The sequence below is a fragment of the Streptosporangium lutulentum genome (genome assembly GCF_030811455.1).
In the GTDB taxonomy this organism is placed as follows: Bacteria; Actinomycetota; Actinomycetes; order Streptosporangiales; family Streptosporangiaceae; genus Streptosporangium; species Streptosporangium lutulentum.
Genome location: NZ_JAUSQU010000001.1, coordinates 7,544,693 through 7,571,246 on the forward strand (window position 1 = coordinate 7,544,693; position 26,554 = coordinate 7,571,246).

25 protein-coding genes, 2 pseudogenes and 1 other annotated feature are annotated in these 26,554 nt (G+C 65.6%); of the genes and pseudogenes, 17 read left to right on the top strand and 10 right to left on the bottom strand.

All coding sequences use genetic code 11. The features are described from left to right. Positions 1–211: 211 nt before the first annotated feature. Positions 212–715, bottom strand: coding sequence for an ArsI/CadI family heavy metal resistance metalloenzyme (locus J2853_RS33900; RefSeq protein WP_307564780.1), 504 nt, complete (start codon positions 713–715; stop codon positions 212–214). 89 nt (positions 716–804) lie between these two features. Between J2853_RS33900 and J2853_RS33905 the strand changes: the two genes are divergently transcribed. From J2853_RS33905 to J2853_RS48010, 5 genes are all read left to right on the top strand, one after another. After that, the gene (locus J2853_RS33905; RefSeq protein ID WP_307564781.1) at positions 805–1,176 is read left to right on the top strand and encodes an ArsR/SmtB family transcription factor; all 372 of its coding nucleotides are present in this window, start codon (positions 805–807) and stop codon (positions 1,174–1,176) included. Further along, on the top strand, positions 1,173–1,952 hold the full coding sequence (locus J2853_RS33910) for an aquaporin (protein WP_307564782.1): 780 nt from the start codon (positions 1,173–1,175) through the stop codon (positions 1,950–1,952). Before J2853_RS33905 ends, J2853_RS33910 begins: the two co-directional genes overlap by 4 nt. Then, positions 1,949–2,368, top strand: coding sequence for an arsenate reductase ArsC (locus tag J2853_RS33915; protein WP_307564783.1), 420 nt, complete (start codon positions 1,949–1,951; stop codon positions 2,366–2,368). The genes J2853_RS33910 and J2853_RS33915 overlap by 4 nt, the downstream gene beginning before the upstream one ends. A gap of 88 nt (positions 2,369–2,456) precedes the next feature. Continuing rightward, the gene (cutA, locus tag J2853_RS33920; RefSeq protein ID WP_307568916.1) at positions 2,457–2,801 is read left to right on the top strand and encodes a divalent-cation tolerance protein CutA; all 345 of its coding nucleotides are present in this window, start codon (positions 2,457–2,459) and stop codon (positions 2,799–2,801) included. A 40-nt stretch (positions 2,802–2,841) separates the two neighbouring features. Continuing rightward, a complete protein-coding gene (locus tag J2853_RS48010) occupies positions 2,842–3,123 on the top strand; it encodes a tyrosine-type recombinase/integrase (protein ID WP_370879550.1) in 282 nt (93 codons plus the stop codon). 250 nt (positions 3,124–3,373) lie between these two features. On the opposite strand, the gene J2853_RS33925 is transcribed toward J2853_RS48010, so the two are convergent. Then, positions 3,374–5,494, bottom strand: coding sequence for a transglycosylase domain-containing protein (locus tag J2853_RS33925; RefSeq protein ID WP_307564784.1), 2,121 nt, complete (start codon positions 5,492–5,494; stop codon positions 3,374–3,376). Between the two features lie 808 nt (positions 5,495–6,302). On the opposite strand from J2853_RS33925, the gene J2853_RS33930 reads away from it, so the two are divergent. Together J2853_RS33930 and J2853_RS33935 are read left to right on the top strand one after the other, a co-directional pair. Beyond that, positions 6,303–6,821: a SigE family RNA polymerase sigma factor gene (locus J2853_RS33930; RefSeq protein ID WP_307564785.1), complete on the top strand. Its 519-nt coding sequence runs from the start codon at positions 6,303–6,305 to the stop codon at positions 6,819–6,821. Then, positions 6,818–7,897: a hypothetical protein gene (locus J2853_RS33935; protein WP_307564786.1), complete on the top strand. Its 1,080-nt coding sequence runs from the start codon at positions 6,818–6,820 to the stop codon at positions 7,895–7,897. The genes J2853_RS33930 and J2853_RS33935 overlap by 4 nt, the downstream gene beginning before the upstream one ends. A 900-nt stretch (positions 7,898–8,797) precedes the next feature. On the opposite strand, the gene J2853_RS33940 is transcribed toward J2853_RS33935, so the two are convergent. Further along, complete coding sequence (locus tag J2853_RS33940) at positions 8,798–9,994, bottom strand: hypothetical protein (protein WP_307564787.1); 1,197 nt, start codon at positions 9,992–9,994, stop codon at positions 8,798–8,800. Beyond that, a complete protein-coding gene (locus J2853_RS33945) occupies positions 9,991–10,512 on the bottom strand; it encodes a SigE family RNA polymerase sigma factor (RefSeq protein WP_307564788.1) in 522 nt (173 codons plus the stop codon). The genes J2853_RS33940 and J2853_RS33945 overlap by 4 nt, the downstream gene beginning before the upstream one ends. A gap of 183 nt (positions 10,513–10,695) precedes the next feature. Here J2853_RS33945 and J2853_RS33950 point away from each other — a divergent pair, with 183 nt between their 5' ends. After that, positions 10,696–11,952 (top strand): hypothetical protein, encoded by a 1,257-nt coding sequence (locus J2853_RS33950; protein ID WP_307564789.1) that lies wholly within the window; start codon positions 10,696–10,698, stop codon positions 11,950–11,952. A gap of 186 nt (positions 11,953–12,138) precedes the next feature. On the opposite strand, the gene J2853_RS33955 is transcribed toward J2853_RS33950, so the two are convergent. The 3 genes and pseudogenes from J2853_RS33955 to J2853_RS48015 all read right to left on the bottom strand — a co-directional run. Next, entirely contained in the window at positions 12,139–12,864 is a 726-nt protein-coding gene (locus J2853_RS33955; protein ID WP_307564790.1) for a helix-turn-helix transcriptional regulator, read from the bottom strand. Between the two features lie 479 nt (positions 12,865–13,343). Then, a protein-coding gene (locus J2853_RS33960) for an IS3 family transposase (RefSeq protein WP_442480521.1) occupies positions 13,344–14,566 on the bottom strand; the annotation gives its coding sequence in 2 pieces (ribosomal slippage) (positions 13,344–14,254 and positions 14,254–14,566; 1,224 coding nt in all). Continuing rightward, positions 14,178–14,291, bottom strand: a sequence feature (AL1L pseudoknot). Its footprint overlaps the gene before it by 114 nt. Before the next feature lie 200 nt (positions 14,567–14,766). Then, a pseudogene (locus tag J2853_RS48015) lies at positions 14,767–15,249 on the bottom strand (GNAT family N-acetyltransferase); the annotation flags it as partial. Here J2853_RS48015 and J2853_RS48020 point away from each other — a divergent pair. The 6 genes and pseudogenes from J2853_RS48020 (at position 15,176) to J2853_RS33990 (ending at position 21,296) form a co-directional block, all read left to right on the top strand. Further along, the gene (locus J2853_RS48020) at positions 15,176–15,496 is read left to right on the top strand and encodes a tyrosine-type recombinase/integrase (protein ID WP_370879469.1); all 321 of its coding nucleotides are present in this window, start codon (positions 15,176–15,178) and stop codon (positions 15,494–15,496) included. The pseudogene J2853_RS48015 and the gene J2853_RS48020 overlap by 74 nt on opposite strands. 320 nt (positions 15,497–15,816) lie before the next feature. Beyond that, positions 15,817–16,802: pseudogene (locus tag J2853_RS33970) on the top strand (IS5 family transposase). An 893-nt stretch (positions 16,803–17,695) separates the two neighbouring features. Further along, positions 17,696–18,634: a LysR family transcriptional regulator gene (locus tag J2853_RS33975; protein WP_307564792.1), complete on the top strand. Its 939-nt coding sequence runs from the start codon at positions 17,696–17,698 to the stop codon at positions 18,632–18,634. A 331-nt stretch (positions 18,635–18,965) separates the two neighbouring features. Next, entirely contained in the window at positions 18,966–19,373 is a 408-nt protein-coding gene (locus J2853_RS33980; protein WP_307564793.1) for a hypothetical protein, read from the top strand. Positions 19,374–19,826: 453 nt separating this feature from the next. Further along, positions 19,827–21,065 (top strand): serine hydrolase domain-containing protein, encoded by a 1,239-nt coding sequence (locus J2853_RS33985; protein ID WP_307564794.1) that lies wholly within the window; start codon positions 19,827–19,829, stop codon positions 21,063–21,065. A 33-nt stretch (positions 21,066–21,098) separates the two neighbouring features. Beyond that, positions 21,099–21,296, top strand: coding sequence for a hypothetical protein (locus J2853_RS33990; RefSeq protein WP_307564796.1), 198 nt, complete (start codon positions 21,099–21,101; stop codon positions 21,294–21,296). 471 nt (positions 21,297–21,767) lie between these two features. On the opposite strand, the gene J2853_RS33995 is transcribed toward J2853_RS33990, so the two are convergent. Continuing rightward, entirely contained in the window at positions 21,768–22,322 is a 555-nt protein-coding gene (locus J2853_RS33995) for a hypothetical protein (RefSeq protein ID WP_307564797.1), read from the bottom strand. A gap of 633 nt (positions 22,323–22,955) precedes the next feature. Here J2853_RS33995 and J2853_RS48025 point away from each other — a divergent pair. Then, positions 22,956–23,450: an outer membrane protein assembly factor BamB family protein gene (locus J2853_RS48025; RefSeq protein ID WP_370879470.1), complete on the top strand. Its 495-nt coding sequence runs from the start codon at positions 22,956–22,958 to the stop codon at positions 23,448–23,450. Here the strand turns inward: J2853_RS48025 and J2853_RS34000 are convergent. Further along, positions 23,407–24,617 (bottom strand): IS3 family transposase gene (locus J2853_RS34000; RefSeq protein WP_307568558.1). Its coding sequence is split into 2 segments (ribosomal slippage): positions 23,407–24,308 and positions 24,308–24,617, totalling 1,212 coding nucleotides; the frame shifts between segments, so codons are not numbered across the junction. The two genes, J2853_RS48025 and J2853_RS34000, sit on opposite strands and share 44 nt — an antisense overlap. Before the next feature lie 74 nt (positions 24,618–24,691). Here J2853_RS34000 and J2853_RS34005 point away from each other — a divergent pair. Then, on the top strand, positions 24,692–25,264 hold the full coding sequence (locus tag J2853_RS34005) for a hypothetical protein (protein ID WP_307564798.1): 573 nt from the start codon (positions 24,692–24,694) through the stop codon (positions 25,262–25,264). Between the two features lie 163 nt (positions 25,265–25,427). Here the strand turns inward: J2853_RS34005 and J2853_RS34010 are convergent, their stop codons facing one another. Then, positions 25,428–25,907 carry a hypothetical protein gene (locus tag J2853_RS34010; protein WP_307564799.1) on the bottom strand — a complete coding sequence of 160 codons (480 nt, stop codon included), beginning with the start codon at positions 25,905–25,907 and terminating at the stop codon, positions 25,428–25,430. 45 nt (positions 25,908–25,952) lie between these two features. Here J2853_RS34010 and J2853_RS34015 point away from each other — a divergent pair, with 45 nt between their 5' ends. Then, positions 25,953–26,546: a hypothetical protein gene (locus J2853_RS34015; protein ID WP_307564800.1), complete on the top strand. Its 594-nt coding sequence runs from the start codon at positions 25,953–25,955 to the stop codon at positions 26,544–26,546. The last annotated feature ends 8 nt before the right edge of the window (positions 26,547–26,554 follow it).

The following is a 26,554-nucleotide window of genomic DNA, read 5'->3' on the forward strand; positions in this document are numbered from 1 at the left end:
GATCGTCGTGCTGTATGGAGGGCGGCGGTGCGACCAAGGGCCGGCGGATGGCGTGGGTACGGCGCGGCGCGCGTGCGGCGGCCCGGAGTCCTGCGCGCGTGCCGGGACCGGCCCCCGGGCAGCATCCCGGCGTGCGTCGGCAGGCGCAGCGCCGTCGCCCCTTGATAACCACAAGAACAATTCGGCGGTGATCGCGGTACGACTGTGAGGGTCAGCAGCAGCCGGAGTTCGCGCCGACGGTGACCGGCTGGGCACGGTCGGCGGCCTCGCCGATGTTCTGGTCGGCTGCCTGCCCGCAGACGCAGGGAGCCTGCTGGTTCTCAGGGTTGGCGGACTTGCCGAGGACATCGGCATCAGCCTTGACGACGTAGACCTCCCAGGGCTCGGCGCCGGAGCCGTGGACCCAGACCTTGTCCTGCAGGGCGTAACAGCAGGAGGTGTCGTTCTCTTCGAAGGTGGCCAGTCCGGCGTCCTTCAATCGCTGGGTGGCCGCGGTGACGTGACTGGTGTCTTCGACCTCGACGCCGAGGTGGTCCAGGCGGGTGTCGTGGCCGGCCTCGCCTTCGATCAGGACCAGCTTGAGCGGGGGCTCGGCGATGGCGAAGTTGGCGTAGCCGGGGCGGCGTTTGGCCGGTTCGACGCCGAACAGTTTGGAGTAGAAGGCGATCGAGCCTTCCAGGTCGGCGACGCGCAAGGCGAGTTGGACTCGGGACATGGCGGTCTCCCATTCCGAACGTTGTTGTATCGATGGCTGTCGATATAGGCGAGGTTGTCACCTGATTAGATGCCTGTCAATATAGACGTATGTCGAAACAGGTGCTGCCGGTCCTCCAACCCGATCAGACGTGTTGCGCGCCGATGACCCGCGAACCCTTGGGCGAAGCGGACGCGGCCGAGCTGGCGCGGATGTTCAAAGCGCTGTCGGATCCCGTCCGGCTGCGGCTGCTGTCGCTGATCGCCTCCTACGAGGGTGGCGAGGCATGCGTGTGCGATCTGACCGGCCCGTTCGACGTGTCCCAGCCGACGATCTCCCACCATCTGAAGGTGCTGCGCGAGGCCGGACTGGTCGACTCCGAGCGGCGCGGGACCTGGGTGTACTACTGGGTGCAACCCGTTGCGCTGAACCGCTTGTCGGCCCTGCTGCAGGCCCCCGTCCCCGCGCGAGTCGGCGCGTGAGTCCTGCTGTTGTCCCGCTGGGTCGGCGGGTGGCCGCCGAGGCGATCGGCACCGCGGCACTGGTCACCGTGGTGGTCGGCTCCGGCATCCAGGCCACCCGGCTCACCCAGGACGGCGGGGTAGCGCTATTGGCCAACTCCCTGGCCACCGTCTTCGGCCTGGGCGTACTGATCGCCCTGCTTGGTCCGATCTCCGGCGCGCACTTCAACCCCGTGGTCTCGCTCGCCGCCTGGTGGAACGGACGCCGCGACGGCCAAGGCCTGACCACGTGGGAAACAGCCGCCTACGCCCTCGTCCAGATCAGCGGAGCGATCGGCGGCGCGGTGCTGGCCAACGCCATGTTCGCCCTGCCACTGGTGCGCTGGTCGATCCAGGAACGCTTCGCAGGCCATCTCTGGCTGGCCGAGGCGGTGGCGACCGCCGGACTGATCGTGCTGATCTTCGGCCTCGCCCGCACCGGCCGCGCCCACCTCGCCTCGATGGCGGTGGCGTCCTACATCGGGGCGGCCTACTGGTTCACCTCCTCCACCGGCTTCGCCAACCCAGCGGTGACCATCGGCCGGGCCTTCACCGACACCTACGCGGGCATCGCCCCGGCCTCGGTCGGACCGTTCATCGCCGCCCAGCTCTCGGGCGCCCTTGTCGGTCTGGGCCTGGTCACCATCGTGTTCGGCCTGCCCGCTCCCACCGCCGCACACGTCCCATCCCGCGATTCCCGTGATGAGGTCGCTCTCGCCTCTGCCGCCTTCGCTGAGCAAGGAGGTTCCCGCCCATGAGTACTGCCATCCCGTCGGTGCTGTTCGTCTGCGTTCACAATGCCGGCCGCTCCCAGATGGCCGCCGCGTTCCTCACTCACCTGACGCAAGGACGCGTTCACGTCCGCTCCGCCGGGTCCACCCCCGCCGATGAGGTGAACCTGGCCGTGGTGGAGGCGATGAAAGAGTCCGGTATCGACATCTCCGCCGAGATCCCCAAGGTGCTCACCACCGAGGCGGTCCGGTCCTCCGACGTGGTCATCACCATGGGCTGCGGGGATGCCTGCCCGATCTTCCCCGGCAAGCGCTACCTGGACTGGCAACTGGACGACCCCGCCGGCCACGGTCTCATCGCTGTCCGCCCAATTCGCGATGAGATCGAGACTCGTGTTCGCGCCCTGATCGCTGAACTCCTCCCCGCCCCTGGGCAGGGATGACCGCCACACCAGGCTTGAGGCCATGGGCTCCGAGCAGCCCGATTAGGTGCTGGTGCGCAATCCCAGCAACTGGGAGCAGACAGTCAGCATGATCGAAAATATTTCGGATTGCATCGAGGTTCGCGTCACTGCCGGCAGCCGGGATGAGACCGATCGGATTTGTTCGGCAGTGGTGGAGCACCGGCTGGCCGCGAGGGCGCAGATCGTCGCGCCGATCGAGTCCACCTACTGGTGGGCCGGGGAGGTCCAGCACTCCGGCGAGTGGCTGTTGCTGATGACGACGACCACTGAACGGTTCGAGGATCTGGCTCGGTGCGTGCGGGAGCTGCGCTCCTACGAGGTGCCGCAGATCATCGCTGTCGCACTTGTCGCCGGCACGGCTGACTACCTGGAGTGGATCAGGCGGGAGACGGCCCCGCGTTCCGGCGCGTAGTGGCGATGTCGCCGAGAAGCTCGCGAACGGTGTGGTCGCTGTGGGGACCACGGGCTCGTGTTCACCACTCGGCACGGCGGCCCGATCGAGCGCACCGAGGACTGGACGGTGCGGAAAACGATCCTCAAGCAATCCGGAGTCCGGGACGTCCGGGTGCACGGCCGCGACGCTCCTCATCGAGCAGCGTGTGAACATCCGCGTGGTCCAAGAGGTGCTCGGTCACACGAGGATGACCACGACCGAGCGATACACGCACACATCCACACCGCTCATGCGCGATGCCGGGGAACGGCCGGCCTCCGCGCTCTGGGGAAAATCCTGAGCGTCGCAACCAGCACTGCGACCACGACGCCTCTAGAGATCGGAAAAGGCCCTCTCCCAAGTTTCGGGAGAGGGCCTCTGTACTGCGGAGGCTCGGGAATCTGAACCCCGGATGGGCGGTAAACCCAAACCGCACTAGCAGCTCTGACCCTGCCCGTTCAGGACAGTCCCACCTGGACCAACGCCTCTCGATGGTCTTCCTGAGGAGTCGAGCGCCCCGCCGGAGTCATAGGAGATCCGCGAAGGACCCGTCAAAAGCCGTCGCCTTGTCCGGGCGCGTCGCCGAGGTCCACGCCCTCGGCGTCGACCTTGTCGCGCTCGGGCTTCTGGGGCGCGCAGCTGTTGCAGCCGCCGAACCGGGAGCTGTCCACGGGGTGGAAGGGGGTCTTCTTGATGCCCTTCAGCGCGTCGAGCATGGTGTCCTTCCAGATCCGCCCAGAGATGTCGGCTCCGAAGACCGTGGAGTAGCCCTGGCCGCCAATGGTCACCCCCCTTAGCGGGTGATCGATCGGGCCGCGGGGGTCGCCGAGGCTGACCGCGCCGGCGAGGTCGGGGGTGAACCCGGCGAACCAGGCAGTGTAGGAGTTGTCGGCGGTTCCGGTCTTGCCGGCCGCGGGGCGGCCGATGGGGCCGACCTCGCTCATGGTGCCCCGGGTGAAGACACCGGAGAGGATGTCCGTGGCGGCGTCGGCGACGCCCTCGTCGATGGCTTGGCGGCATTTGGGCTTGTAGGTGGTGGTCTTGCCCTCGCGGTCAGTGATCGAGGTGACGGCCATCGGTGCGCAGTACTTGCCCCGCGCCGCGATGGCTGCGTAGGCGGTGGCCACAGTGACCGGGTCCATCTCGTTGACGCCGAGCGTGAAGGTCTCGACCTCCTGCAGCGGCAGGCCGTCCGAACGCTTGATGCCCAGCGCCTTGGCCGTCGTGACCACGTCGCACAGGCCGACGCGCTGCTCCAGCATCATGAAGAACGTGTTGACCGACTGCTCGGTGCCGGTGCGCAGAGTCAGGAAACCGGCGTCGCCCTCGTCGTTGGTGATGGTGTGGATGGGATCTCCGCGAGTGCCGCCCTTGCAGTCCTTGAACGACGAGTACCCGGGCGCCCGGTAGCCGCCGGGGGCGTTGAACCCATCGTTGATCTTGTAGCCCTTATCCAGGGCGGTCAGCAGCGTGAACACCTTGAATGTCGAGCCGGCCTGGAAACCGGTGGCGCCGCCGTGAACCCTGTCGGCGACGAAGTTGAGAGAGGTCTCCTTCTTGCGCTTGTTGTCCCCGAACTTCCTGCTCGTCGCGAGCGCCCTGATCTCTCCGGTGCCCGGTTCGACCAGGGCCTGGGAGGCGACCGGGTAGTCGGTGGGGTACACCTTCGCCCTGATCGCCTTTTCCGCGGCCTTCTGCATCGCCGGGTTGATCGTCGTCTTGATGGTGAGGCCGGCGTTGTCGAGGTACTTCTCGCGGGCGTCCCGCGTCTTGCCGAACGCCTTGAAGGCCGGGTTTGTGAGGATGTCCTCGCGCACGTACATGCAGAAGAACGGGTAAGGGCTCGTGCCACACCCGCCCCTGAGCACCTTGGTGTCCTTGTAACCCAGCGGCTTGGCCTTGGCCTCGGCGGCCAGCGCGGGCGTGATCTTCTTCAGCTCCAGCATCCGGCCGATCACCACGTCGCGCCTGGCCAACAGTCGCTCCCTGGCCTTCTTGCCCGCACTGGGAGAGGTCGCATTGGGGTCCTGTACGGCCCCGGCCAGGGTCGCTGCCTGGGCGAGGTCGAGGTCGGAGGCCGAGACGCCGAAGAACTGCTTGGCTGCCGCCTCGATACCGTTGGCCCCGGCGCCGAAGTAGGCGATGTTGAGGTACTTCGCGAGGATCTCGTCCTTGGAGTACTTCTGCTCCATGCCCATCGCGTACCGCAGCTCGTTGAGCTTGCGCGCGTAGCTGGCCTCCAGCGCCTTGTCCTGCTCCACCTTGCTCTCGGCCTTGTTCAGCTGCACCTGCTTGACGTACTGCTGGGTGATGCTCGAACCGCCCTGGCTCACCCCGCCCGACGTGAGGTTCTTGGCCAGCGCGCGGATCGTGCCCTCGATGTCGATCGGCCCATGCTGGTAGAACCGGTAGTCCTCGATCGAGATGATCGCGTCCCGCATGACTTTGGAGACCTTGTCCAACGGCACGATCACACGGTACGTGTCGTAGAACTGCGCGATCTGCTTGCCATTCGCGTCGAGCACGGTCGACTTCTGGGCAAGCGGAGGTTCCTCCAGATCCTTGGCTTTAAGATCAAATTCATCGGTGAGGGCCACCACTCCGAGCCCGACGCCGCCGACCGCCGGCAGCCAGATGCCCGCCACCAGTACGCCCGCCGCGACAGCGATCACGAGGAGAAGAGCGATGCCTTTACCCGGTCCCGTCCGATTTAACCCCCGATTTGGCATGCGCCAAGATTATTACGAAAGCGCGGAATGCTTCGTACGGTCGTATGAGCAAATGTCCGCTTCCGGTCGCCGTCACCAGGGGTCGAAGACGTCCGCATCTGCCCCGCAGGTACCTCACCATCCAACCGAAGGCAGCCTTCCGCACGGTGGCATGGGACGGCGTGGCTACCCATCGGAGTTCCGGCGGGCCACGCCGGCGGCTGGAACAGGCACCTATCGCTTTGCCGCGCTGGGCCAAGCCGTACCTGTACGCCTTGGTTCTCCCCGTCGACAGACGTTTCGTCGCTCGAACGTTTCCCGACCCGCATGCTTCGCCTGAGTGGCCGGGGTGGCAGCGGCGGCGCTGAGCATTTCGAACTTCTGACCTCGGCTGACGTCCTAGGCTCAAACCAGTGACATCTTGCTTGCAAGGCGATCCAGATGGGTGCCTGGCCAAGGCCGATACCGGGCCCGACCTGCGCGTACGGCCCACGGTGATCCACCGGCGTCCGGCCTCGTCCGCGGTCGTTGTCACCCGGTTGGTCACCCAGAACTCGCGCTCTTCGCGCGCTCTCTCGGCTCGTCCGCCCAGACACGCTCAGCCCGTCCCCACCCAGCCAGGCCCTACCAGAGGAACTGACCCAACTGCAGGTAGTGCCGGTGTCACAACTTACGGCGGCGCGGCGGTTTCGCCGTAGAGAAAAAGAAAAGAGAAAGGACTGCAACCTTTCGTCCGATGAGTCGCGTTGGGAACGGGCGAGAGGAGATCACATTGGATCGTCACGACGGCTTCCGCGAGTTCGTGCTCGCCCGCCAGCAGGCGCTGATGCGGACCGCATACTTGCTGACGGGAGACGCCCACCTTGCCGAGGACCTGCTGCAAAGCGTCCTGATCAAGATCGTAGGGCAGTGGTCCAAACTGTCCAGAGACGGCAATCCCGAGGCGTACACGCGCAAGGCGCTGGTCAACCAGTACATCTCCTGGAAGCGCCGGCCACACCCCGAGTTACCGAGCGCCGACCCGCCCGAACGCGGTGCCTCCTACGACGGAGCCGCACTCGACCGAATCGTGCTGCGGCAGGCGCTGGCCAGATTGACGCCCAAGCAACGTGCCGTGATCGTGCTGCGCTTCTGGGAGGACCTCACCGAGGCGCAGACGGCCGAGGCGCTCGGCTGCTCGGTCGGCACCGTCAAGAGCCAGGCCCATCACGCACTGGCCCGCCTGCGCATGCTCGCGCCCGAGCTGGCGCACCTGCTGTCCGATTCCGAGATGAAGGAGGTGGCCCGATGACAAAACTGCGTGAGGCGCTGGACGGCATCGCCGACGAGGCCCCATTGGTGAGCCTGGCCGACCTGGCCATCGCCGGTCACCGACGCAGGCGACGCACCACCCTGACACTGGCTGCCATCGCAGCGGTCGTGGCGCTGGGAGTGGGGACCGCGTCCGTGACACTGCTGGGGCCGCGTGGCGACTACACGGCCACACCACAGCGCGTGGATACGGTGCCCGACCTGCCCGACGGCAAGATGGAGTCGCTCAGCTACGGGTACCAGACGCCCTGCGAGGCCGACTGCAACACCACCGAGTGGCGGGTGGTCACCCGCAGCGGCACGACCTACCGGGTGCCGCAGGCGCTCGTCAGAAACGCCAAGGGGTGGCGCGCACCCATCTCGATCAGCCGGGACGGGCGCATGCTCGCCTACTACAACCGTCAGGCCCAGGCGCACGTGGTCCGCGACCTGATAAGCGGCTCCGAGGTGACCTCCTCCGTCACGGTGAAGGAGGAACGGATCGGCGTGGGCTCCATGCTCGTGGTCTCCGACGATGGACGCTACGTGTTTTTCGACCCGCGCGGAGGAAGCAAGGAGCCCGGGCTGCTGATCGACATGCGCACCGGCAGAACAGTGTCGATACCGGGCAAGTTCGAGACGATCAGCATTAAGGACGGCGTCGCCGAGTTGGTCAGGTACCGCGAGACCGACCTGTGGCTGATGCCCGTCACCGGTGGAGGCGCGCCGGTGCGCTTCGACGGCGTGTTCGCCATGTTCAGCGAGCTCGCCCCGAACGGCCGCACAGTGGCCGCCTTCGAAGCACAGGACTTCAAGAAGCGCAAGCTCACTCTTCTCGACGCCAAGACCGGGCGGAGCTTGCGGAAGGTGGCCATCCGCGGCCTGCCGAAGGACAGCCTCATCTCCAATGTCTCCCTATGGCGGAGCGGATCCGAGGTCACACTCAGCTCCTGGGACAAGCTGGGAGGTAAGCACATCTACGCGGTAGACGTCAATACTGGTCAGGTCCGGCAACTGGCTCATTATCCCGGCGATTTTATGCGAATGATCTTCCCTGGAGACTCGAACAAAACATAGAGGTCGTGCGAAAAGTGCGTGGACGAAGATGTTGGTGGTGTAGTGACTCGGCGTGGAGTACGGGGCCGTCGATGACGAGGAAGCGTGCCGCCTATCCGACGTATCCGTCCGATACCGCGCGGGAAGTCCTTACCCCGTTGGTTCCAGCGGGGTAAGGCGGGTGGGCGTCCGGTCGAACACTCCCCTCGGGAGGTCGTCGACGCGCTGGCGTACTGGCTGCCGGCCGGGCGTGCCTGGCGGTTGCTGCCACACGACAAAAGGCCCTGCCTCAAGGACCGCACGAGTCATGCCGACAGGTGCCCGAAGCGCACGGGCGGGGGCACCGTCTTCCGGCAGCGCAAGGGCAAGAGCAAGCTCACTCTCCAATGCCCTCCCGAGTTGCTCGCGTTTCTCAAGCACACCGCAAGATCCAAGCCGCGGAACGCCTCAAAGCGGGGGAGCACTGGGAGGATCACGACCTCGTGTTCACCGCTCGGCACGGCGGCCCGATCGAGCGCACCGAGGACTGGACGGTGGGGAAAACGATCCTCAGGCAATCCGGAGTCCGGGACGTCCGGGTGCACGACGCTCGCCACACAGCCGCGACGCTCCTCATTCCGTACTGCGGAGGCTCGGGGACTTGAACCCCGGATGGGCGGTAAACCCAAACCGCACCAGCAGCTCGGGGCATGACCGTTCAGGACAGCCCCACCTGGACCAACGCCCCTCGGTGGTCTTCCTGGAACGAGCCGGTACGGCGGCGCGGGGCGCCGCCGCTTGATACCTATGAGAACAATTCGGCAATGCAACGGACTGTCTTTTGTCGTGTCCCGGGACATGCAGGACATGTGATCTAAGAGGTGGCGTGGAGGTTCGGAGTCGGCACGGGGCGAGATGTTTCCCGCAGCGTGAGACCTGAGGTCACAGCGCCCCGGGGGGGCCGGGTAGGACGATCTCGAAGAAGCCCTGCGCTCTATACGTGGCGAGCTTCCTGGCCTTGCCGGTCCTGACGTTCACCGCGTAGGCGGTCATGGTCCGGTACGGCGAGTCGATTATCGCGGGCTCGTCGTCTGGCACCTCGGACGCCGGCCTGCACCGCACGGACATGGTGAGAGCCGTGACCTCCTCGGCGCCGAGCCAGGTGCGCAGCGAGATCTGGGAGACATCAGAGGGCAGCCCGCTGATGACGGTCGTCTTCCGCTTCTTGCCGGTGAGCGTGTCCATCATGATGAGGTCGCCCTGACGGCATGGCTGCTCGGCGGTGCTGCGGTTCTCGATCACCGCGACGGTCTTCCCATCGGGGGCGAGCGGACTGAAGAAGTAGTGCACTGGCAGGATGACCGACGTGGAGTCGCCCTTTGAAGAGCTCGGCCACAGGTTCGAGATCGTCCGCAGCTGTGATCTGGGCGAGTATTCCGCGAGCGTGATGGTGGCACCGTCCCGTGACAGGCCGATGGGGACCCAACGGTTCGGCAACTCGCGGACGACCCCGTCGCGCATATCGATGAGCAGCGCGGGGTCCTTGAAATCCGGGACCTTGCTGAAGGCCACGAACCGCCCGTCGTCCGACAGCATCAGACGCGAGACGCTTCCCAACTGGGCCTTCGGCACCTTGCTCGCAGCCGTCGTCTTCTGGCCCGAGGCCAGGTCACGGACCTGGAAGGTGCCTTCCTCGGCGCTGTAGTAGGCAATCTTCCGGCCGTCCCGGCTAATTGCCAGCGGGCTGTCGCGCAGGCCGGTGCGGCCGGGGGCGAGGCTGGGCAGCGCCTCCGGCACGTGGTAGGTCTTGCCGCTCCGGGTGACCACCCGCCAGCCTCCGTCCCGGCAGCCCGACGGCGCCTTCCCGCTGTCCGGCTTGCAGAAGGTCTTGTACGCGTGGCTCAGCGGCCCCACCCCTCGCGCCGGCAGGTCGCTTTGGGAAGCGGCCTCCTGCGGCCTGTCCGGCAGCAGTCTGATGGTGACCGTTGTACCAAGAGCGACGACCACGACCGTGGCCGCCGCGAGGAGTGAGATCACGGTACGCCGCCTGCGGTCATGCGTTGCGATCGTGCGTTCGGCCAGGTCCACCTGTGGAGAGTCGTCGGCCAGGTCGACGAGCACGTTCCGTAGCCAGGTCATCGGTAGGCCTCCTCGGTTTCCAGGTCGACGAGCTTCGGCGCCAGCTCGGGCGCCAGTTCGCGTAAGCGGGCCAGCGCGTAGTGGGCCTGACTCTTCACCGTCCCGATCGAGCAGTTCAGCAGCTCGGCCGTCTCACGTTCGGTCCTGTCCTCGTAGTAGCGCAGTACGATCACCGCTCGCTGCCGGGGCGGCAGCCGCATGAGAGCCTGGCGCATGACGAGCCGCACGATGGTGGAGTCCTCGCCCGAGTACGGCCGGTCGGGCGGGTCGGCGGTCGGGAGCTCGGTACTGACCCGGCGGCGCCGCCACGAGATGCACTGATTCAGCAGCGCCTTACGCGCGTACGCCTCGGGGCACTCGACGTGCGACAGCCTGGACCAGCGTCTGAGCACCTTGAGCAGGACGCTCTGCAGCAGGTCCTCGGCCTGGTGGGCGTCTCCCGTGAGCAGGTAGGCGGTGCGCATCAGCGCCTGCTGATGGCCGGCGACGAACCCGCGGAAGCTGTCATTGCGGTCCAAGGGGGACTCCTCTCAACCGTTACTGACGCCGGTGACATGTCAAAAGGTTCGGTCCCGCCCGGCTAGAACTTCGGGTCGCGTTCGAGCACGCCATCGTGGTCAACGTGGAATACGACCCCGACAGCGGGGAACCCGTCCGGTCAGAACTTGCCAGTCCGCTCTACCGACACCAGGACGACTGACATGCGGCTCACCCTCGCCACCGAACCCGCCTATCCCGACCGGCCCAACGAAGACTTCATCGGCGCCACCCCCGATGCCGTCGTTCTCCTGGACGGCGCCGGCACCCCCGCGGATCTGGAATCGGGCTGCTCACACGGCATCGCCTGGTATTCACACACCCTCGGCTCGACCCTCCTGGCCGCAGTGACCCAAAGCGCCGACCCCTTGACCACAATCCTCGCCGCGGGGATCAAAGCGACAGCCTCGATGCACGACTTCTGCTGCGATCTGTCCCATCCCGGCTCCCCCTCGGCCACCGTGGTCATGCTCCGCCGCAGCGCCGACACCCTGGACTGGCTCGTGCTGGCCGACTCCGTACTCGTCCTCGACCTCCTCGACGCCGACCCCATGGTCATCTGCGACCAGAGGCAAGCCCTGACCGACAACCGCCACCGAGGACCGACGAACACCACTACCGGGGGAAGCCCGGAACACCTCCAAGCCCTGAGCCACTACATGGAGACCACGCGCACACACCGCAACGTCAACGGGGAATTCTGGGTAGCCTCCGTCGACCCCCTCGCCGCGGACCAGGCGCTGACCGGAACGGTGCCGACCGACCGGGTACGCGCCACCGCGATCCTGAGCGACGGAGCATCCCGACTCGTCGACCGATTCGGCCTGGCCACCTGGAGACAAGCCCTCGACCTCCTCAACGACTCCGGCCCCGAAGAGTTGACTCGGCACCCGCGCAGCCTCTTCGCTACCTTGGCCCTGCTGCAACCAGAGTTCCCACCCTCATCTCCACCGGCGACATCGATCGCCGCCTTCAACCTGGGCAACACGACCGCGGCCTGGCTAGGCCGTCCGAACTGTCACAGCACGCCAGCCGAAAGTGGCAGTGCCGGCCAGGAGCACTACCCCGGACAGCACACCGCTGACGAACGGTACCCAGGCGACGGCAGCCGTCGACGCCAGCACGAGACCGGCGGCGCCGAGCAGGGTGAGAACCCCACCGGGTACGGCGATGCCCCAGTCCTTCCAGACCGGCGCCAACGTGATGAAGTGCACACCGACCACGAACGCCACCCAGGCCACGTTGGTCTGCTCAGGACGTCCCAGGGCGGCGAGCACCCGGATTCCGCCGAAGAGCAGGATCGCCTCGGCGACGACGACAACCAGGTAGCCACGGCCGAACATGTTCCGCTGCGGACCCGTGGTGGACTGCTCCTTCCGGGCTGCGGCGAACCACATGGCGATAACACTCGCCGCCCCTAAACAGGCGGCCACCCGCAGGAAATTCACGGTCACGGCGTTCAACGGGCTCTGCGCGTTGACGACGACGAAGACCGCGCCGAAGATCGCACCAACCAGTAATCCAGTCATTCGTTGCATGACCTCATTGAAGTCCGCGCCGGACTCCGTCTGCATGGGAGCTAGAGCTAGGACGAGGTCGGCCTGGCACTACCTCGCCGCGCCGCGCAAATAGGCGAGCACCGCCAGCACCCGCCGGTTGTCGTCCTGAGTCGCGGGCAGCTCGAGCTTGACGAACACGCTGGCCACGTGCTTACCGACGGCCGCCTCCGTGATCGACAGCGCTCGGGCGATAGCGCTGTTGGAGCGCCCTTCGGCGATCAGACCGAGCACCTCGCGCTCGCGCGGGGTCAGCCGGTGCGTCGGCTCAGTAACCTCCCTGGCCCTGGCCCAGGTCTGCTCGAACAGGTCGATGAGGGTGGTGATCAGACTCTGCTGCCTGATCACCAGGGCGCCCGGTGAGTAGGCGACAGGAGTGATCCGGACGAACGCCACCGCGCGATCGAAGACGAGCAGCTGCTGGATCGGCTCGTCGACGACCCGGTGTAAGTTACCGACGGCATGCAGCTCCCTGACCCGGGCCGCCTTACGAGGGTCGTCTAACACGCTCGCGTGAACGATCGTGCGCATCGCCATGCCGCGCCGCAGGGCGTCGAGCACACTGCGCCTGCTCTTCTGCTCCTGGCGGCCCTTTTCCGGCGAGCCCACCGGATGCATGGCGCGCAACTCGCCCGCCGAGTGGGTAGCCTGCGCGATCTGCTGCCGGACGAGCTCGCTGTCCTCCAGCCGCTCGACGTCGACAGGGATTCCGCGTAGCTCACCGACCACCTCTTCCAGTCGATGGGCGAGCTGGGCCAACGACACGCTCTCGTCCACACGTCTCCTTCGCCGACCGCGCCACCCCTCACACCTTACGCAGACCCGACTGGCAGATTCTGACCGGTGCGATTCGCTGACTCATCCCCTCTATCGTCGACCCGTCCTCAGGGGAAGCAGGCCACGAGCCGGAGCGCCAGGTGAAGCGCCCTACTGGACGAACGGCTTTGCACCCTGGCTCGGGTCTGCTCGACTTGTTCCGGATCGATGGCAGACGGGATGATCAGACTCACCTCAGCCAACTACAGCTCTCCGGTTTTGCGATCGTGATCATCCCGGAGTCGAGGCCCCCGCCGGAGGCCCAGGTTGAGTAGCAGGATCCTCGTCCGGTACGTGCCGTTCAACCTGAGGCATCTCTGCTGAGCGCCTAGTTGTTGCCAGAGGTCACACGCCTGACTGATGTCTGCGGAGTCATGACGTGCGGCGTGCTACTCAGGGTCAGTCGATGTCAACTTGGGCCGCCCCGGTGAAGTTGGAGGCTAGATCGCTTGGTTCTCGATCGCCAGGCCGCCGTCGGCGGTTGATCGGTGGAACGTCTCCTCGTACTCGGCCGGAGGAACGTTCCCGCAGTAAGAATGTAGCCTTTCAGAATTATACCAGGCAACCCATTCCATGGTGGAAATCGTCACATCCATGACGCCTTTCCAGCCGCCATGGAACTCGATTAGCTCCTTCTTGTAGAGACTGTTGAGCGACTCCGCAGCGGCATTGTCATACGAATCGCCTTTGCTGCCCACAGAACGAGCCGCACCGACCTGGTCGAGCCGTTCGGCGTAGCGGATAGAAGTATATTGAACGCCTCTATCGGAATGGTGAACAAGGTCATCGATGACGCCTCCACGCGCCCAGATCGCCATTTCCAGGGCGTCGAGTGCCAGATCGGTGCCCAGGTGGTCGGCGACCTGCCAGCCGACGATCCGACGGGAGTACAGGTCCTGGACGAACGCGGTGTACACCCAGCCGGAGGCGGTGGCGACATAGGTGATGTCCGCGACCCATCGCAGGTCCGGCCGGCCCGCGGTGAAGTTGCGTTCCAGCAGGTCACCGGGTCGATCGGCGCCGGGGACGGTGGTCCGGGGCCGTTTGCGCGACCAGGTCGCCCCGCACAGGCCCAGCTCGCGCATCAGCCGCTCGACCGTGCACCGGGCGACCGTGACGCCCTGGCGGTTGAGCTGGCCCCACACCTTCCGCGCCCCATATAGGCCACGTCCCGGGCCGTTCCACACTTTCAGGATCTCCTTTTTCACCTCTTCGTCCCGGACCGCACGAGCCGACGGATTCGACTCCCGTTTCTTCGCCGCCCAGTACGTGGACGGCGCGAACTCCAGCACGGCACAGATCGGCTCCACACCGAACCGTTCGCGATGGGTATCGATGAACTCGACTAGCGCGGCAGTCTGGGATCGAGTTCCCGGGCGAAATACGCCGAGGCGGCCTTCAGGATCTCGTTCGCCCGCCGCAACTCGCGATTCTCACGCTCGAGTTCGGTGATCCGCTGGGCGTCAGAAGTCGATGTCCCCGGGCGCTTCCCGCCATCGACCTCGGCCTGGCGCACCCAGGTCCGTAGCGCCTCGCGGTGCACCCCGAGCTGGTCTGCGACCCGGGCCAGCACGCCCGCCCCCTCACCGGCCGCACGCAGCTCGAAAACCATACGGACAGCGCGTTCCCGCAGCTCAGGGGCATACTTCCTCGGTGGTGCCATAACTCCTCACCCTTCCAGGTATCGGAGCCTCCAACTAACTCGGGGTGGCCCAACTCGTCGTCTACGACCCGGGCATGCAAATGCATGTCATGCCATCCGTCCTCATGGCGAAGCGCGCTACGCAAGGAGCCTTCCAGCGGAAAACCAAGCTTGTCCGCCACTCGACACGAGGCGGGATTAGCGATCGAATGCTTCAGTTCCAGGCGATGAAATCCCGCTTCGAAAGCCCACCGCACTACCTGTGCACCGGCGCGAGTGGCAACGCCCTGGCCGCGGGCGGTCGGCAGGCTCCAGTAGGTGATCTGCGCGGCGCCTTCGAAGAGGTTGACGGTGGACAGCGTGACGCGTCCGACCACTTCGGTGGCACGGGTGACGGCCCAGCAGGCATCCTTTTCGGCGTGCCAGCGGTCAGGCCATTGACCGATCCAGGCCAGTGCTTCCTCCCGCGAGGTCATGGTCTGCCGGTGCCAGCGCTGGATGGCAGGGTCAGTGAACGCCTGGAGCACGGCGGGGACATCATCGGGAAGCCATGGCCTCAAGGTCAGTTCGTCGGCATGGAGAATCGGTTGGGGGTTCTTGCTGAGGTGGCCAGCCAGGATGACCGGTGAGATGGAGAGGGGCACCGTCCCATGGTGTCGCAAGGCCAAAGAAGGCTCCACTGCCGGCAACTCACCACTCGGCACGGCGGCCCGATCGAGCGCACCGAGGACTGGACGGTGCGGAAAACGATCCTCAAGCGATCCGGAGTCCGGGACGTCCGGGTGCACGGCCGCGACGCTCCTCATCGAGCAGCGTGTGAACATCCGCGTGGTCCAAGAGGTGCTCGGTCACACGAGGGTGACCACGACCGAGAGATACACGCACACATCCACACCGCTCATGCGCGATGCCGGGGAACGGCCGGCCTCCGCGCTCTGGGGAAAATCCTGAGCGTCGCAACCAGCACTGCGACCACGACGCCTCTAGAGATCGGAAAAGGCCCTCTCCCGAGTTTCGGGAGAGGGCCTTTGTACTGCGGAGGCTCGGGGATCTGAACCCCGGATGGGCGGTAAACCCAAACCGCATTAGCAGCTCTGACCCTGCCCGTTCAGATCGGTTCCACCTGGACCAACGGGCGCGGCCGGTCTCTCCGGAACGGAGTTGAACGGGGCTGGATTGCAACTACAACTGCAACTAGGGCCTGTGTGATGTTGTGATCAATCTTCGGGTTCCGCTCCCGTCCCGGGGCGGGATCCGGTAGAACACTGGGCGTGACGCGTAGGCAACTCACCGACGAGCAGTGGAAATTCATCAAGCACTATCTGCCGATCGGCCGCTTCGGCCCATACCCCGAGAGGCTGCGCGACCAGTTCGAAGGGGTGATCTGGCGGTTCCGGTCCGGTGCCCAGTGGCGGGAGATGCCTCCCGAATTCGGTCCCTGGCCGACTGTCTACGGCCGCTTCCGAATCTGGCGAGACGCCGACGTCTTCACCGCCCTGCTGGAAGGCCTGATCGCCGAGGCCGCCCGCCAGGAAGAGACGGACTTGTCCCTGGTCAGCGTGGACTCCACGATAGCCCGCGCCCACCACGACGCCGCCGGGATGCACATCGACAAGGAGGTCCTGGACGCCCTGGAGGAAGCCGCGCGAGAGCAAGAGCAGGCCCGGGAAAAGGGGGCGGACAGGAGGAGGGAAACGACCCCGAGCGGGAAGAGCGACGACGCATTCGGCGCCGGCGCAAACTTCGGTTGAAAGCTGCCCTGCTCGGACGATCGAGGGGCGGACAGACCAGCAAGGTCCACCTCGCCGCTGACCGGAAGTGTCGCCCGCTGTCGATCGTCTTGACCGCGGGACAGGCCGCCGACAGCCCGCAGTTCATTGCCGTGCTCAAGAAGGTGCGGGTCCGCCTGCCCGTCGGTCGTCCCCGTACCCGGCCCGATGCGGTCGCCGGCGATAAGGCCTACTCCTCTCGCGCCAATCGCGCCTACCTGCGCAGACGCGGCATCAAGGCGGTCATCCCGGAGAAGAAGGACCAGGCCGCCAACCGAAAGAAGAAGGGCGGCAGGGGCGGGCGGCCCGTCAGCCACGACGCTGATCTTTATAAGGAGCGGAACACTGTCGAGCGCCTGATCAACAAGCTGAAGGCCTGGCGGGGTATTGCCACCCGTTATGACAAGACGCCCGGGAGTTATCTCGCCGGCCTTCACCTCCGCGCTGCGATGATCTGGATCGACGACCTCCTGCCGACGACCGATTGATCACAACATCACACAGGCCCTAGGAACTCGTCGTCACGGGTGGCGGGATCTCGATGATGCGTACCGCTTCCGCGGTCGATCGTGCTTCGTGCGGACGCATACACCTCATCCGGTCTGATCTTCCCGCCTGCCAATCCTGAGTGGAGATCAGCGGCCATCATGCGATCGTGAGAGTGGTGATCCACTGGATCAGATCCAGAAGTCGGCTTCTCGGCATGCGATCATGAACACCATGATGGCGATCAGAAAGGGCTATGCCGCGTAGACGCCCTTCTGCGGTCCGCGCAAGAGGATCGGTGTGCGAAACCCACAGAGCCTCGATCCATCATGTCCCCGGCCTCGGTCGCCGGGCCATGGCCGCGGTGATCACACTGGAACACACCCGCATGCGGCCGGGTGAGGTGGTCGCGGCATTGCCGGCTTGGACGCGGGCAGTCGTCCCCGGCACCGTCGACCGGATCGCACCTACCTGCATGTGCCCCAAGTGCTGCGGAGATGGACCACGCCCGCGGCTGGAACAGGCGATCATCGCTTTGCCGCGCTGGGCCAAGCCGTACCTGTACGCCTTGGCTCTCCCCATCGACAGACGTTTCGTCGCTCGAACGTTGCCAGACCCGCATTCTTCGCCTGAGTGGCCATGGTGGCAGCGACGACGCTGAGCATTTCGAACTTCTGACATCTTGCTTGCAAACACGTAAGCCGATCTTGGTTAGCTTGCGCTTCCGCCGCTCAGATGCCTGATCGTGTTCCCCGTGAGTCCCCGCTGTTCCCCTCGATCACCGCCTCATGGGCACAACCGACAGACTCACCACATGATCGAATTCGACGGCCCTTTATCGCGTCAGCGTGGTTTATAGTCCTTAACGCGTGAGTTAAAGGTCGAAGGCGGGTTCGTGGAGCTTCGGGACATCGAGATCTTCCTGGTTTTGGCCGAGGAACTGCACTTCAGCCGTACCGCCGAGCGCCTGCACGTGTCGGCGGCCCGGGTCAGCCAGGCAATCAAGAAGCAGGAACGCGCGATCGGCGGCGATCTGTTCGTGCGCGACACCCGTAACGTCCGGTTGACCCCGCTCGGCGAGCGCCTGCACCGCGACCTCAGGGCCGGGTATCAGCTGATCGAGGACGGCATCCAGGGCGCCAAGGCGGGGGCCCGTGACGCGGAGGCCGGCCTCACGGTCGGTGTCATAGGTCCGCAGGCCCACGACCTCATTCCGGTGACCACCGCGTTCAGGGCGCGCCATGCCGAATGCGGGCTGACGTTTCGCGAGGTGGGCTTCATCGAACCGCTGGCACCGTTGCGGGCCGGCGAGGTCGACCTGCAGACCTACTGGTTCCATTCAGACGACGAGGGTCTGCGGGAAATGATCGCAAGTGAGCCGGACCTGACCTTCGGCCCGGTCGTGATCACCGAGCCGAAGGTGCTGATGACCGCGGCTGCACATCCGCTCGCGCAGCGCGTCTCCGTGTCGATGGAGGATCTCGGCGACTATGCGCTGGTGGGTTTCGAGGGTCTCGATTCGGTTCCCGACTATTGGGTGCGGATCCACTCTCCGTCCCACACGCCTGGCGGCCGTCCCATCCCGCGCGGTCACACGTTCGGCAACTGGGAGGAGACCATGGCGACGGTCGCCGCCAGCCGAAGCGTGTGCCTGGTCTCCGCTGAAGCTATCCGCTACTACCCGCGCCGCCCCGGCATCAGCTTCGTGCCGCTTCACGATGCGCCACGCGGCCGGTGGGGCCTGATCTGGCGCACTGACCGTGAGACCCCGATGGCCCGCGCCTACGTCCAGGTGGCCCAGGACATCGGCCCCCGCCACTTCGACCTGAACTGACACATCACCCCTTTGTGAACCCCAGCGTTAAGAGACGTTGCGGGATTCGCCGTTTTTCTCCGCGCGCCAATTCGCGATATTTAAAACGCGGTCGTATCAGCACCATGTCGGTGCTGTCAGCGGCCGCGTCAGCACGGCAACGACCCAGGGTCAGAGCGGTCGGCGATGGTGGATGCCAAGAACGGTTCAGCGATTGCGGCCTCAAGGCTGGGCGCGATCCCCCCGGGTGCCCCGACCTGAGCAATCCAGATACCCGGGCACCACCAGGACCGCATTTCACCATCCGCCCGTTCACGTGACCTTCAGAACAGATTCAAAGGAGCACACCACCGTGTCCGTCGCCCTTACCGACCAGGACAAGCTCACCCTGCGGACCGCCGCGTACGGCGCCGTCACGCTGATGGCCGCCGCCGATGCCGCCGGCAAGCCCCACAAGGCCGCCACCGACGGCTCCATCGCCCTGGCCTCCGCCACCGGGCTGGTCGGGCACGTGCTCGCCGAGTATCCCAAGGACATGAAGCTGGACGGCAAGTCCGTGGCCGCGATCGCCGACCGGGTGCTGCCGGACCTGACGGCGGCCATGAGCCTGCTCAAGGGGCAGGATCCGGCCGAGGCCGACAACTTCCGCCGCACCGTCATCGTCGCCGTCGAAGCAGCCGCCCGCACCCACCAGGGCCGGCCCGGCCCCACCGTGGCGGACATGACCCGAAAGATCACCGAGGCCCTCGACGCCGCTTGACGGAAGGTCGGTCTGCGCAGCCACCGCTTGTCAAGGGGTCCTCTCCGGCCCCCGTGACACGGGGGGCATGGCTGGTCAGGAAAGGGCCGAGCCCCGCCGGGGCGGCCAAGTCGGCTCGCTCACCCTGGCCGGGCTGGTCGACCCGGCTCATCACCGCCGATGAGGACGTCGAGCCGCTCATCATGCCCGGGGCCGAGCACCGATTCATCGGCTGTCCGCACTACGCGGCCACGGGGTCATGCCCGGCTGGCTACTACGTCAGGACGGCGACGGCCCAGTATCAGAGCGGTTGGCGATGGTGGATGCCAAGAACAGTTCAGCGATTGCGCCCTCGGGGCTGCGAACCGGGCCACGCCGAGCTCACCGCCGACCCCCGTGCCACTCATCGAAGTCATGAGCGCCAGGCCGGGACGGGTCTCGCAAGATCGAACACTATAAGCAAGGAGATTCATGATGGGAACTGGCAATAGCGGCTTCTCCGAGGCGGGGCTGCGCAGACTGCGCGACGTGCTGGAGCGGCATGTCGAGTCCAAGAAGATCCCCGGACTGGTCGCCCTGGTCGGCCGGGGCGACCAGACGCATGTCGAGGCGCTCGGGACGATGCGCCATGACGGTGGCGCACCGATGAGCCGCGACACCATCTTCCGGATGGCCTCGACGACCAAGCCGGTCGCGGCGGCGGCGACGATGGTCCTGCTGGATGAGTGCCGGCTGCGGCTGGACGACCCGGTGGATCGGTGGCTGCCCGAACTCGCCGACCGCCAGGTGCTCAAGCGGCCCGACAGTCCGCTGGACGACACCGTGCCGGCCCGGCGGCCGATCACCGTGCGAGACCTGCTCACCTCCACGTTCGGGCTCGGGCTGGACACGACGGCGATGGGTTCGCCGATGATGAGCGCGCTCTTCGCGCAGGGGGTCTACGGCCAGGAGGACGGATGGCTGTTGCCGGGGTCGGGGCCGGATGAGTGGATGCGCCGCCTGGGCACGCTCCCGCTGATGTACCAGCCCGGAGAGCGCTGGCTGTACAACCTCGGCGACGACGTGCTCGGCGTGCTGGTGGCCAGGGTCACCGGCCAGTCGTTCGAGGCGTTCCTGCGCGAGCGCGTCTTCGGTCCGCTGGGCATGAAGGACACCGGTTTCCACGTGCCCGCCGACAAGATCGACCGGTTTCCGCCCCTGTACGCCCCCGATCCGCAGACCGGAGAGTTCAACGTGGCGGACGAGGTCGAAGGGGGACACCACAGCACGCCTCCGGCCTTCCAGTCAGGCGGCGGCGGACTGGACTCGACCGTCGACGACTACCACGCCTACTTCCGGATGCTGCTCAATGGCGGAATGCACGGGACCCAGCGGATCCTGTCCCGGGCCGCCGTCGAGCTGATGACCACCAACCGCCTCACGCCCGAGCAGCAGGCCGCCCGGGAGGCCTGGGCCCGCAGTGTCGTCCATCTGTCATACGGCCAGGGCCAGCACGGCGGCTGGGGCTTCGGGATGGCGGTGCGCACCTACCGCGGTGACTACGCGCCCGTCGGCCAGTTCGGCTGGGACGGCGGAAGCGGCACCTCGACCTATGCCGACCCGGTCAACGGGCTCACCGGAATCCTGATCACCCAGGTCGGGATGTCCACCCCGGATTCGGCGCGGGTCATCCACGATTTCTGGACCACGCTCTACCAGGCGATCGACGACTGACACCAAACCCACTTTCGGCCACCGTTGACAGGGGTGACGCGTCTGCGGGTGATCATCTGGACGTGCTGTTGCCGGGCCACGCTGTATGAGCTGTGCCAGACCGGCGGACAGGCTTTCATCCGCCGCACGCTCCAGCTCGACGGCGACCGGCAGGTTCACGAGACCTATCGCCGGCTGATCCGGCAGGCAGAGGAGGTGTGGAGGGCGTTGCTCTCCGGCGAGGCCCGATAGGGGTGACGCCACGGCAGGCCTCTGCCGCCCGTGTCGCGGGTGAGGGCCTCATCGCAACTCGAACTGCAACCATGACGCCCTTGAAGATCAAAAAGGCCCTCTCCCAAGTTTCGGGAGAGGGCCTCTGACCTGCGGAGGCTCGGGGATTTGAACCCCGGATGGGCGGTAAACCCAAACCGCATTAGCAGCTCGGGGCGTGACCGTTCAGGACAGTCCCACGTGGACCAACGCCCCTCGGCGGGCCTCCTGGAACGAGCTGGTACGGCAGTGAACTGCAACCCAAACTGCAACCCTCTACGGTCTCTGACTGCCCTGGATCAAAGTCTGTGAAGTAGTGACGCAATGTGACCCGTGACAAGCGGGACGACGGTTTCCCTTCCCGCGACCCGACAGGCTACAGCCGAAATGACGGAAGGGGGCTTTGCCCGATCAAAGCCGGGCAAGCGATGCGCCTACGCTCTAGACAGGAGCCTATGAAACGTGAAGCCCTTGGACGATCGCGTCGAGCGCACCCTTTGCAGACTCGGACGTGGTGACCCTGAGCACCAACCCGTGATCTGCCACCCACATCATGTCTGTGCGGTCCTCGGAGACCACTGGATCGGTGGCCTTCCTAGGCTCTACGGGTTGCTGCATGACATTCAGCGCAAGAATGTCCAGAGCATCACTGATCTTCTGCTGTGGGCGGTAGACGGACACCTGGACCATCCGACCGCCTTCGCTGTCTCGCCAGCGAAGCGCCTTCCCGTGCAGGTCCGCGGCCGTCGCGGGCACGGCTTTCGGCTGGCCGAGGCCATCAGGCAGGTAACGTACTTCAACCCCATCGACCTTGGGAGCAGGAGTGCCCGCAACAGGGGTGCTAGCGGCGGTTTGAGCAGGCTGTGAGTCAACGGCACAGGCGGAGCCTGCCGCCGCCGCAGCGAGTACGACCGCGATCGCGAAGATCGCCTTGGCCCGGGCCACGCTCCGCTGAGGCGCTATCGAAATGGTTTCCTCGGCCAGTGCCCGGGGCTCAAACTGCGACAAACCGTCCTCCTCGTTACAACGGGGGCCAACAGTAACGCAGACGCGCGGATACATGGATGCGGATTCGAATTCCTTCAGGGACACAAACGGCAGTGGTGTAGCCGGCGACGGCACTGAAGGTAGCGATTTCAAGAGCGCTATGTTCCGAACGGCGACAGAGCCTCTGACCAGGGCAGGAGTCTCTTCCCGCCCCTCATCCTCAGAAGATCATCCCGCGCATATTCCGCAAGCTCGCCTTTTGATCCGTAGATCCCCAAACGATGTCCAGGATCGTTCAGAACAGTTCGCCGTGCAGGTCGTCGACGATTCGGCTGTTCACATCAGTCCAACTCGGTTCATGATCGTCCGCTCGGTTGGCTCCCAAGGTGGCTCCCGGAAGACCTCCAGACCGCCTGCTTGCAAGTCGACCCGATCGTGAGCCGCTATGGCCCCGACCCGTGCGGCGAACACCCGTGACTAACTGTCATTGGCCACGCGATGCACCGCTCCTCAATGGCACGACGACCACGCTTCCGACCGCCCTCTAACCTGGTCAGCGGGGATCGGCTGAGTTCCGGTCCTCGCTTCGGCCGGTGTGACCTCCAACTCTTGATGTGGTTGGTGCAACCGGTACTTGCCTGGTGAACTTGGCAGATGATCGGGAAGACACGGTGGGAGCGGCAGCTCCATCAGAGGATTTCCGCTTCGGCGGTGGCGGTGGCGGAAGATCGCGTCGTCGTCCATGAGCGCCATACTCGGCTTGTCTGCCTGGATCGCTACGACGGCTCGGTCCGTTGGGACGTTCCGATAGGAACCTGGCCGCGTGCCGTCGTTGTCGCCGGCGATCGCTGCCTGGTTCTGGCGCAGGACACCGATCAATTGTCCTGCCTCGATCTCACGACAGGGGCTGCGCTGTGGCGTGCCGGGTTGCCGCAATACTCGGGGCATGTCGTGGCTACCGCGGAGACGGTCATCGTCGGTGGCTGGCGCGGTTACACACCCATGGCAGCTTTCAACCTGAAGAACGGACGGCCTCTGTGGCGGGCACAGCAGCCCACGGCCACGGTGCTCCCGGGCCTTGGCCCCAAAATGTGGACACCAGCTGTCATGCGGCGAGCAGGACCCTATCGGACCGCTGCTCGTAGGTGATCGGGCTGAGGTAGTTCAGGCTGGAGTGCCTCCTTCGGGTGTTGTAGCGAGTGATCCACTTGAAGACCTCCAGGCGAGCCTGGCGGGCCGAGGACCAGCGTTTGGCGCCCTGCAGCGTCTCGCGTTTGAGAGTGGCGTTGAACGCCTCGGCGGCAGCGTTGTCCGCGCTTGTCCCGACGGCGCCCATCGACTGGCGAACACCGAACTCCTTGCACACGGCGGCGAAGTCGGCGGAGGTGTATTGCGCCCCGTGATCGGAGTGAAAGACCGCCCCGGCCAGGTCACCACCCCGCGTGGCGGCGGCTGCCCGCAGCGCGTCGGTCACCAGCTCGGTGCGCATGTGATCGGCGATCGACCAACCAGCCAGGCGACGTGAATGCAGGTCCAGCACCGTCGCGAGATACAAGAACTGTCCCTCACCGACGGGCAGATAGGTGATGTCGCCCACGTACCGCTGGTTCGGCGCGGCCGCGGTGAAGTCCCGCTTGATCAGGTCGGGCATCTTCTGATGGGAGGGCTCGGGCACCGTGGTGCGGACCCTCTTACGCAGATGCAGCCCGACGATGCCGAAGACCCGCATGATCCGCGCCACCCGCTTGTGATTGACCCGCCGGCCCGCATCGCGCAGCTCGGCAGTCACCCGCGGGCTGCCGTAGGTGCCATCGAAGTCGGCGTGGATCTGCCTGATCTCCGCCGCGAGCGCAGCGTCGGCCGCCGTCCGCACCGCCCTCGCCGGTGTGGCGGCCACCCACCGATAGAACCCCGACCGGGAGACCTCCAGCACTCGGCACAGTCGCTTCACCCCGAAGGCGTCACGGTGATCGGCAACGAACTGGAAGCGACTCACCAGTTCGTCTCCCCGGCGAAATACTTGGCCGCCCGCCGCAAAATCTCGCGCTCCAGCTCCAGTTCCCGGATCCGGGCCCGCAACTGCTTGTTCTCCTCTTCCAGCACGTTGCCGGAGGTTACCAATCCCGTCGGCGGCCTCTTCACCGAGCCCGTCTTCGGAGCAGTGCCGGCAGACCGCGCCTGGTGCACCCACAGGCGCAACGTCTCACGGTTGACGCCCAGGTCCTTGGCCACCGACGCGTACGTCCGCGACGGGTCCGACAGATACAACGCGACGGCGTCTGTCTTGAACTCAACTGAGTAGGCCTTCATGGCCACGAGGAACTCCTTGGTCTCCAGATCTCTATGATCTGGCACTCAAGATGTCCACACCTCGGGGTGAAGGCCCCCCTTTGCCCTGGGACGGCGGTGTGCTGTCGGGGAGCGGTTCGGAAGCGTGGCTGATCGATCCACATGATGGCAGGGAACTGGGCCGCTGGCGGTTGCCGGAGCCATTGGCGGACACCGACCATCGGCCGGCGTTCACCCTGGTCAACCCTGACCGCTGCCTGATGCCGTGCGGCCCACGGTCCGTTGTGGCCATTCGACTGTCATCGGGTCTCGTCGATCAGTTCTTCCGTCACGATGCCGACCTCTCGGCTTCGGCTGCCGAGTTCACCGGTGGCGTGGTGTGGTTGCGAGAGCGGCGGGCCGGTTATCTCGCCGTCGACCCCGACGCCGGATCGAAATTGTGGAACGTAGATGTCAGGCAGCCACTCGTCAACGGGGTGGTTCGAGACAGCGAGGGATTCGTGGTGGTCAGCGAGGGCGGCGTGTTCTTTCGCCTGCGGTCTGATGGACATGTTTTGGAACGGTGCTCGTCGGTTGCCAGGGTTGCCGCACTGCGAGACCTTGGAGCAGGGGAGATAATCATGGCGACCAAGGGAACTCTGAGGGTGATCACCGTCAACCCGCGCAAGGAATGACGTATCCCCTTGCGTCCCTTTCATTGGGTACGCCATGACACGGCGACGCACTGCCGACGGTTTTACAGGCCATGCCCGTTCCCGGTGCGGCACGGCTTCTGACCTGCTGTCTTATATCTCCGCGCCACTCTCGACACCATGATCATTGCACGCATATTGCACGTCATGGCAGGTGAGGCCGAAGGTTCAGCCAGCGATCGATCTGAGTTCTTACCGGCCCTGTCGCCAGTCGATCTGTGATCAGCTCCATCGGGCCAAGGAGGTTCTTGCACGTGCGCAGGGCCAAGATCTCGTGTCGAGGACGCATGCGCCAATCGATCACCCATACTCTCGCCTGCTCCAAGCCCAGAGGCAGAGCTTCCAAGACGTCTGAGGCCAGCCGGTCTGGGCTCCACAGCGGATCATCATCCGGAGCGAGATCAGCGATCAGCAATGCCCGAAGGTTGAAGCGGTCTGCGTCCGCATTCCTCGCGGGGTAGCCGGCCTGTTCGGCGCCGTCGAGCGCGGCGAAGGCGACCCGTGCCCAGATTCGCCGGGCCTCACCTCGATTGCGATCCTGCGCATAGAGCTGGTTGAGCTGCCATGCACCCAACCACTCGTTGATGTGATCCGCAGTGACCCCGGCGCCGTCAGTACTCTCCATATCCCCCACCATCGCGTGCGTGGTCCTCAGCGAGGAGGTCGTGCCTTGTGGCGGAGCGCACGCCTCGCCCTGCTGATCATCCTGTCTATCGATCGCGGGATACTGGCCCGGTGGATCCGCTTTCGGCACTCAGAAATCGTCTGGCCGACCTTAGAGGCGAACTCCTTTGGGGCCGGCTTCCTGGGACCGCGTCTGATGCCGGGTGGTTGGCGTGTGAGCTCTCTCGATACGGCCGCGGTCTGGGAGCTTGCGGGCCACACGTTGTCCGTCGGGCCGATGTCCGACGTCGAGTCGCTGGTTCGCCAGGTGCTGACGGAGAGTAGCTACCCGCCTGTCGATCTGCAGCGCACGCCGTGGGCGGTCGCCAAGGACGTGGCGCAGGGCATTGTGGACGGCACGCTGCCCATCGGCACGGGCGGTGACTTCCTGATCCTTGAGCTCGGAGACAGATGGTCGATTCCCCAGGAGGTTCAGGAACTGATCTTTCTTATCGACGACTGGGAAGATCTGCACAGTACTCCGCCGACCGACGACGAGCTTCGAGAGCTGGTAGGAAAGATCGTCGATTTCGCAAGGGCGGTGCTTGAGGCGAAGGCGGATCCGGGGTCGCAGTACGGGAAGCTGTCGTCAGGCTGGTGATCACCCCA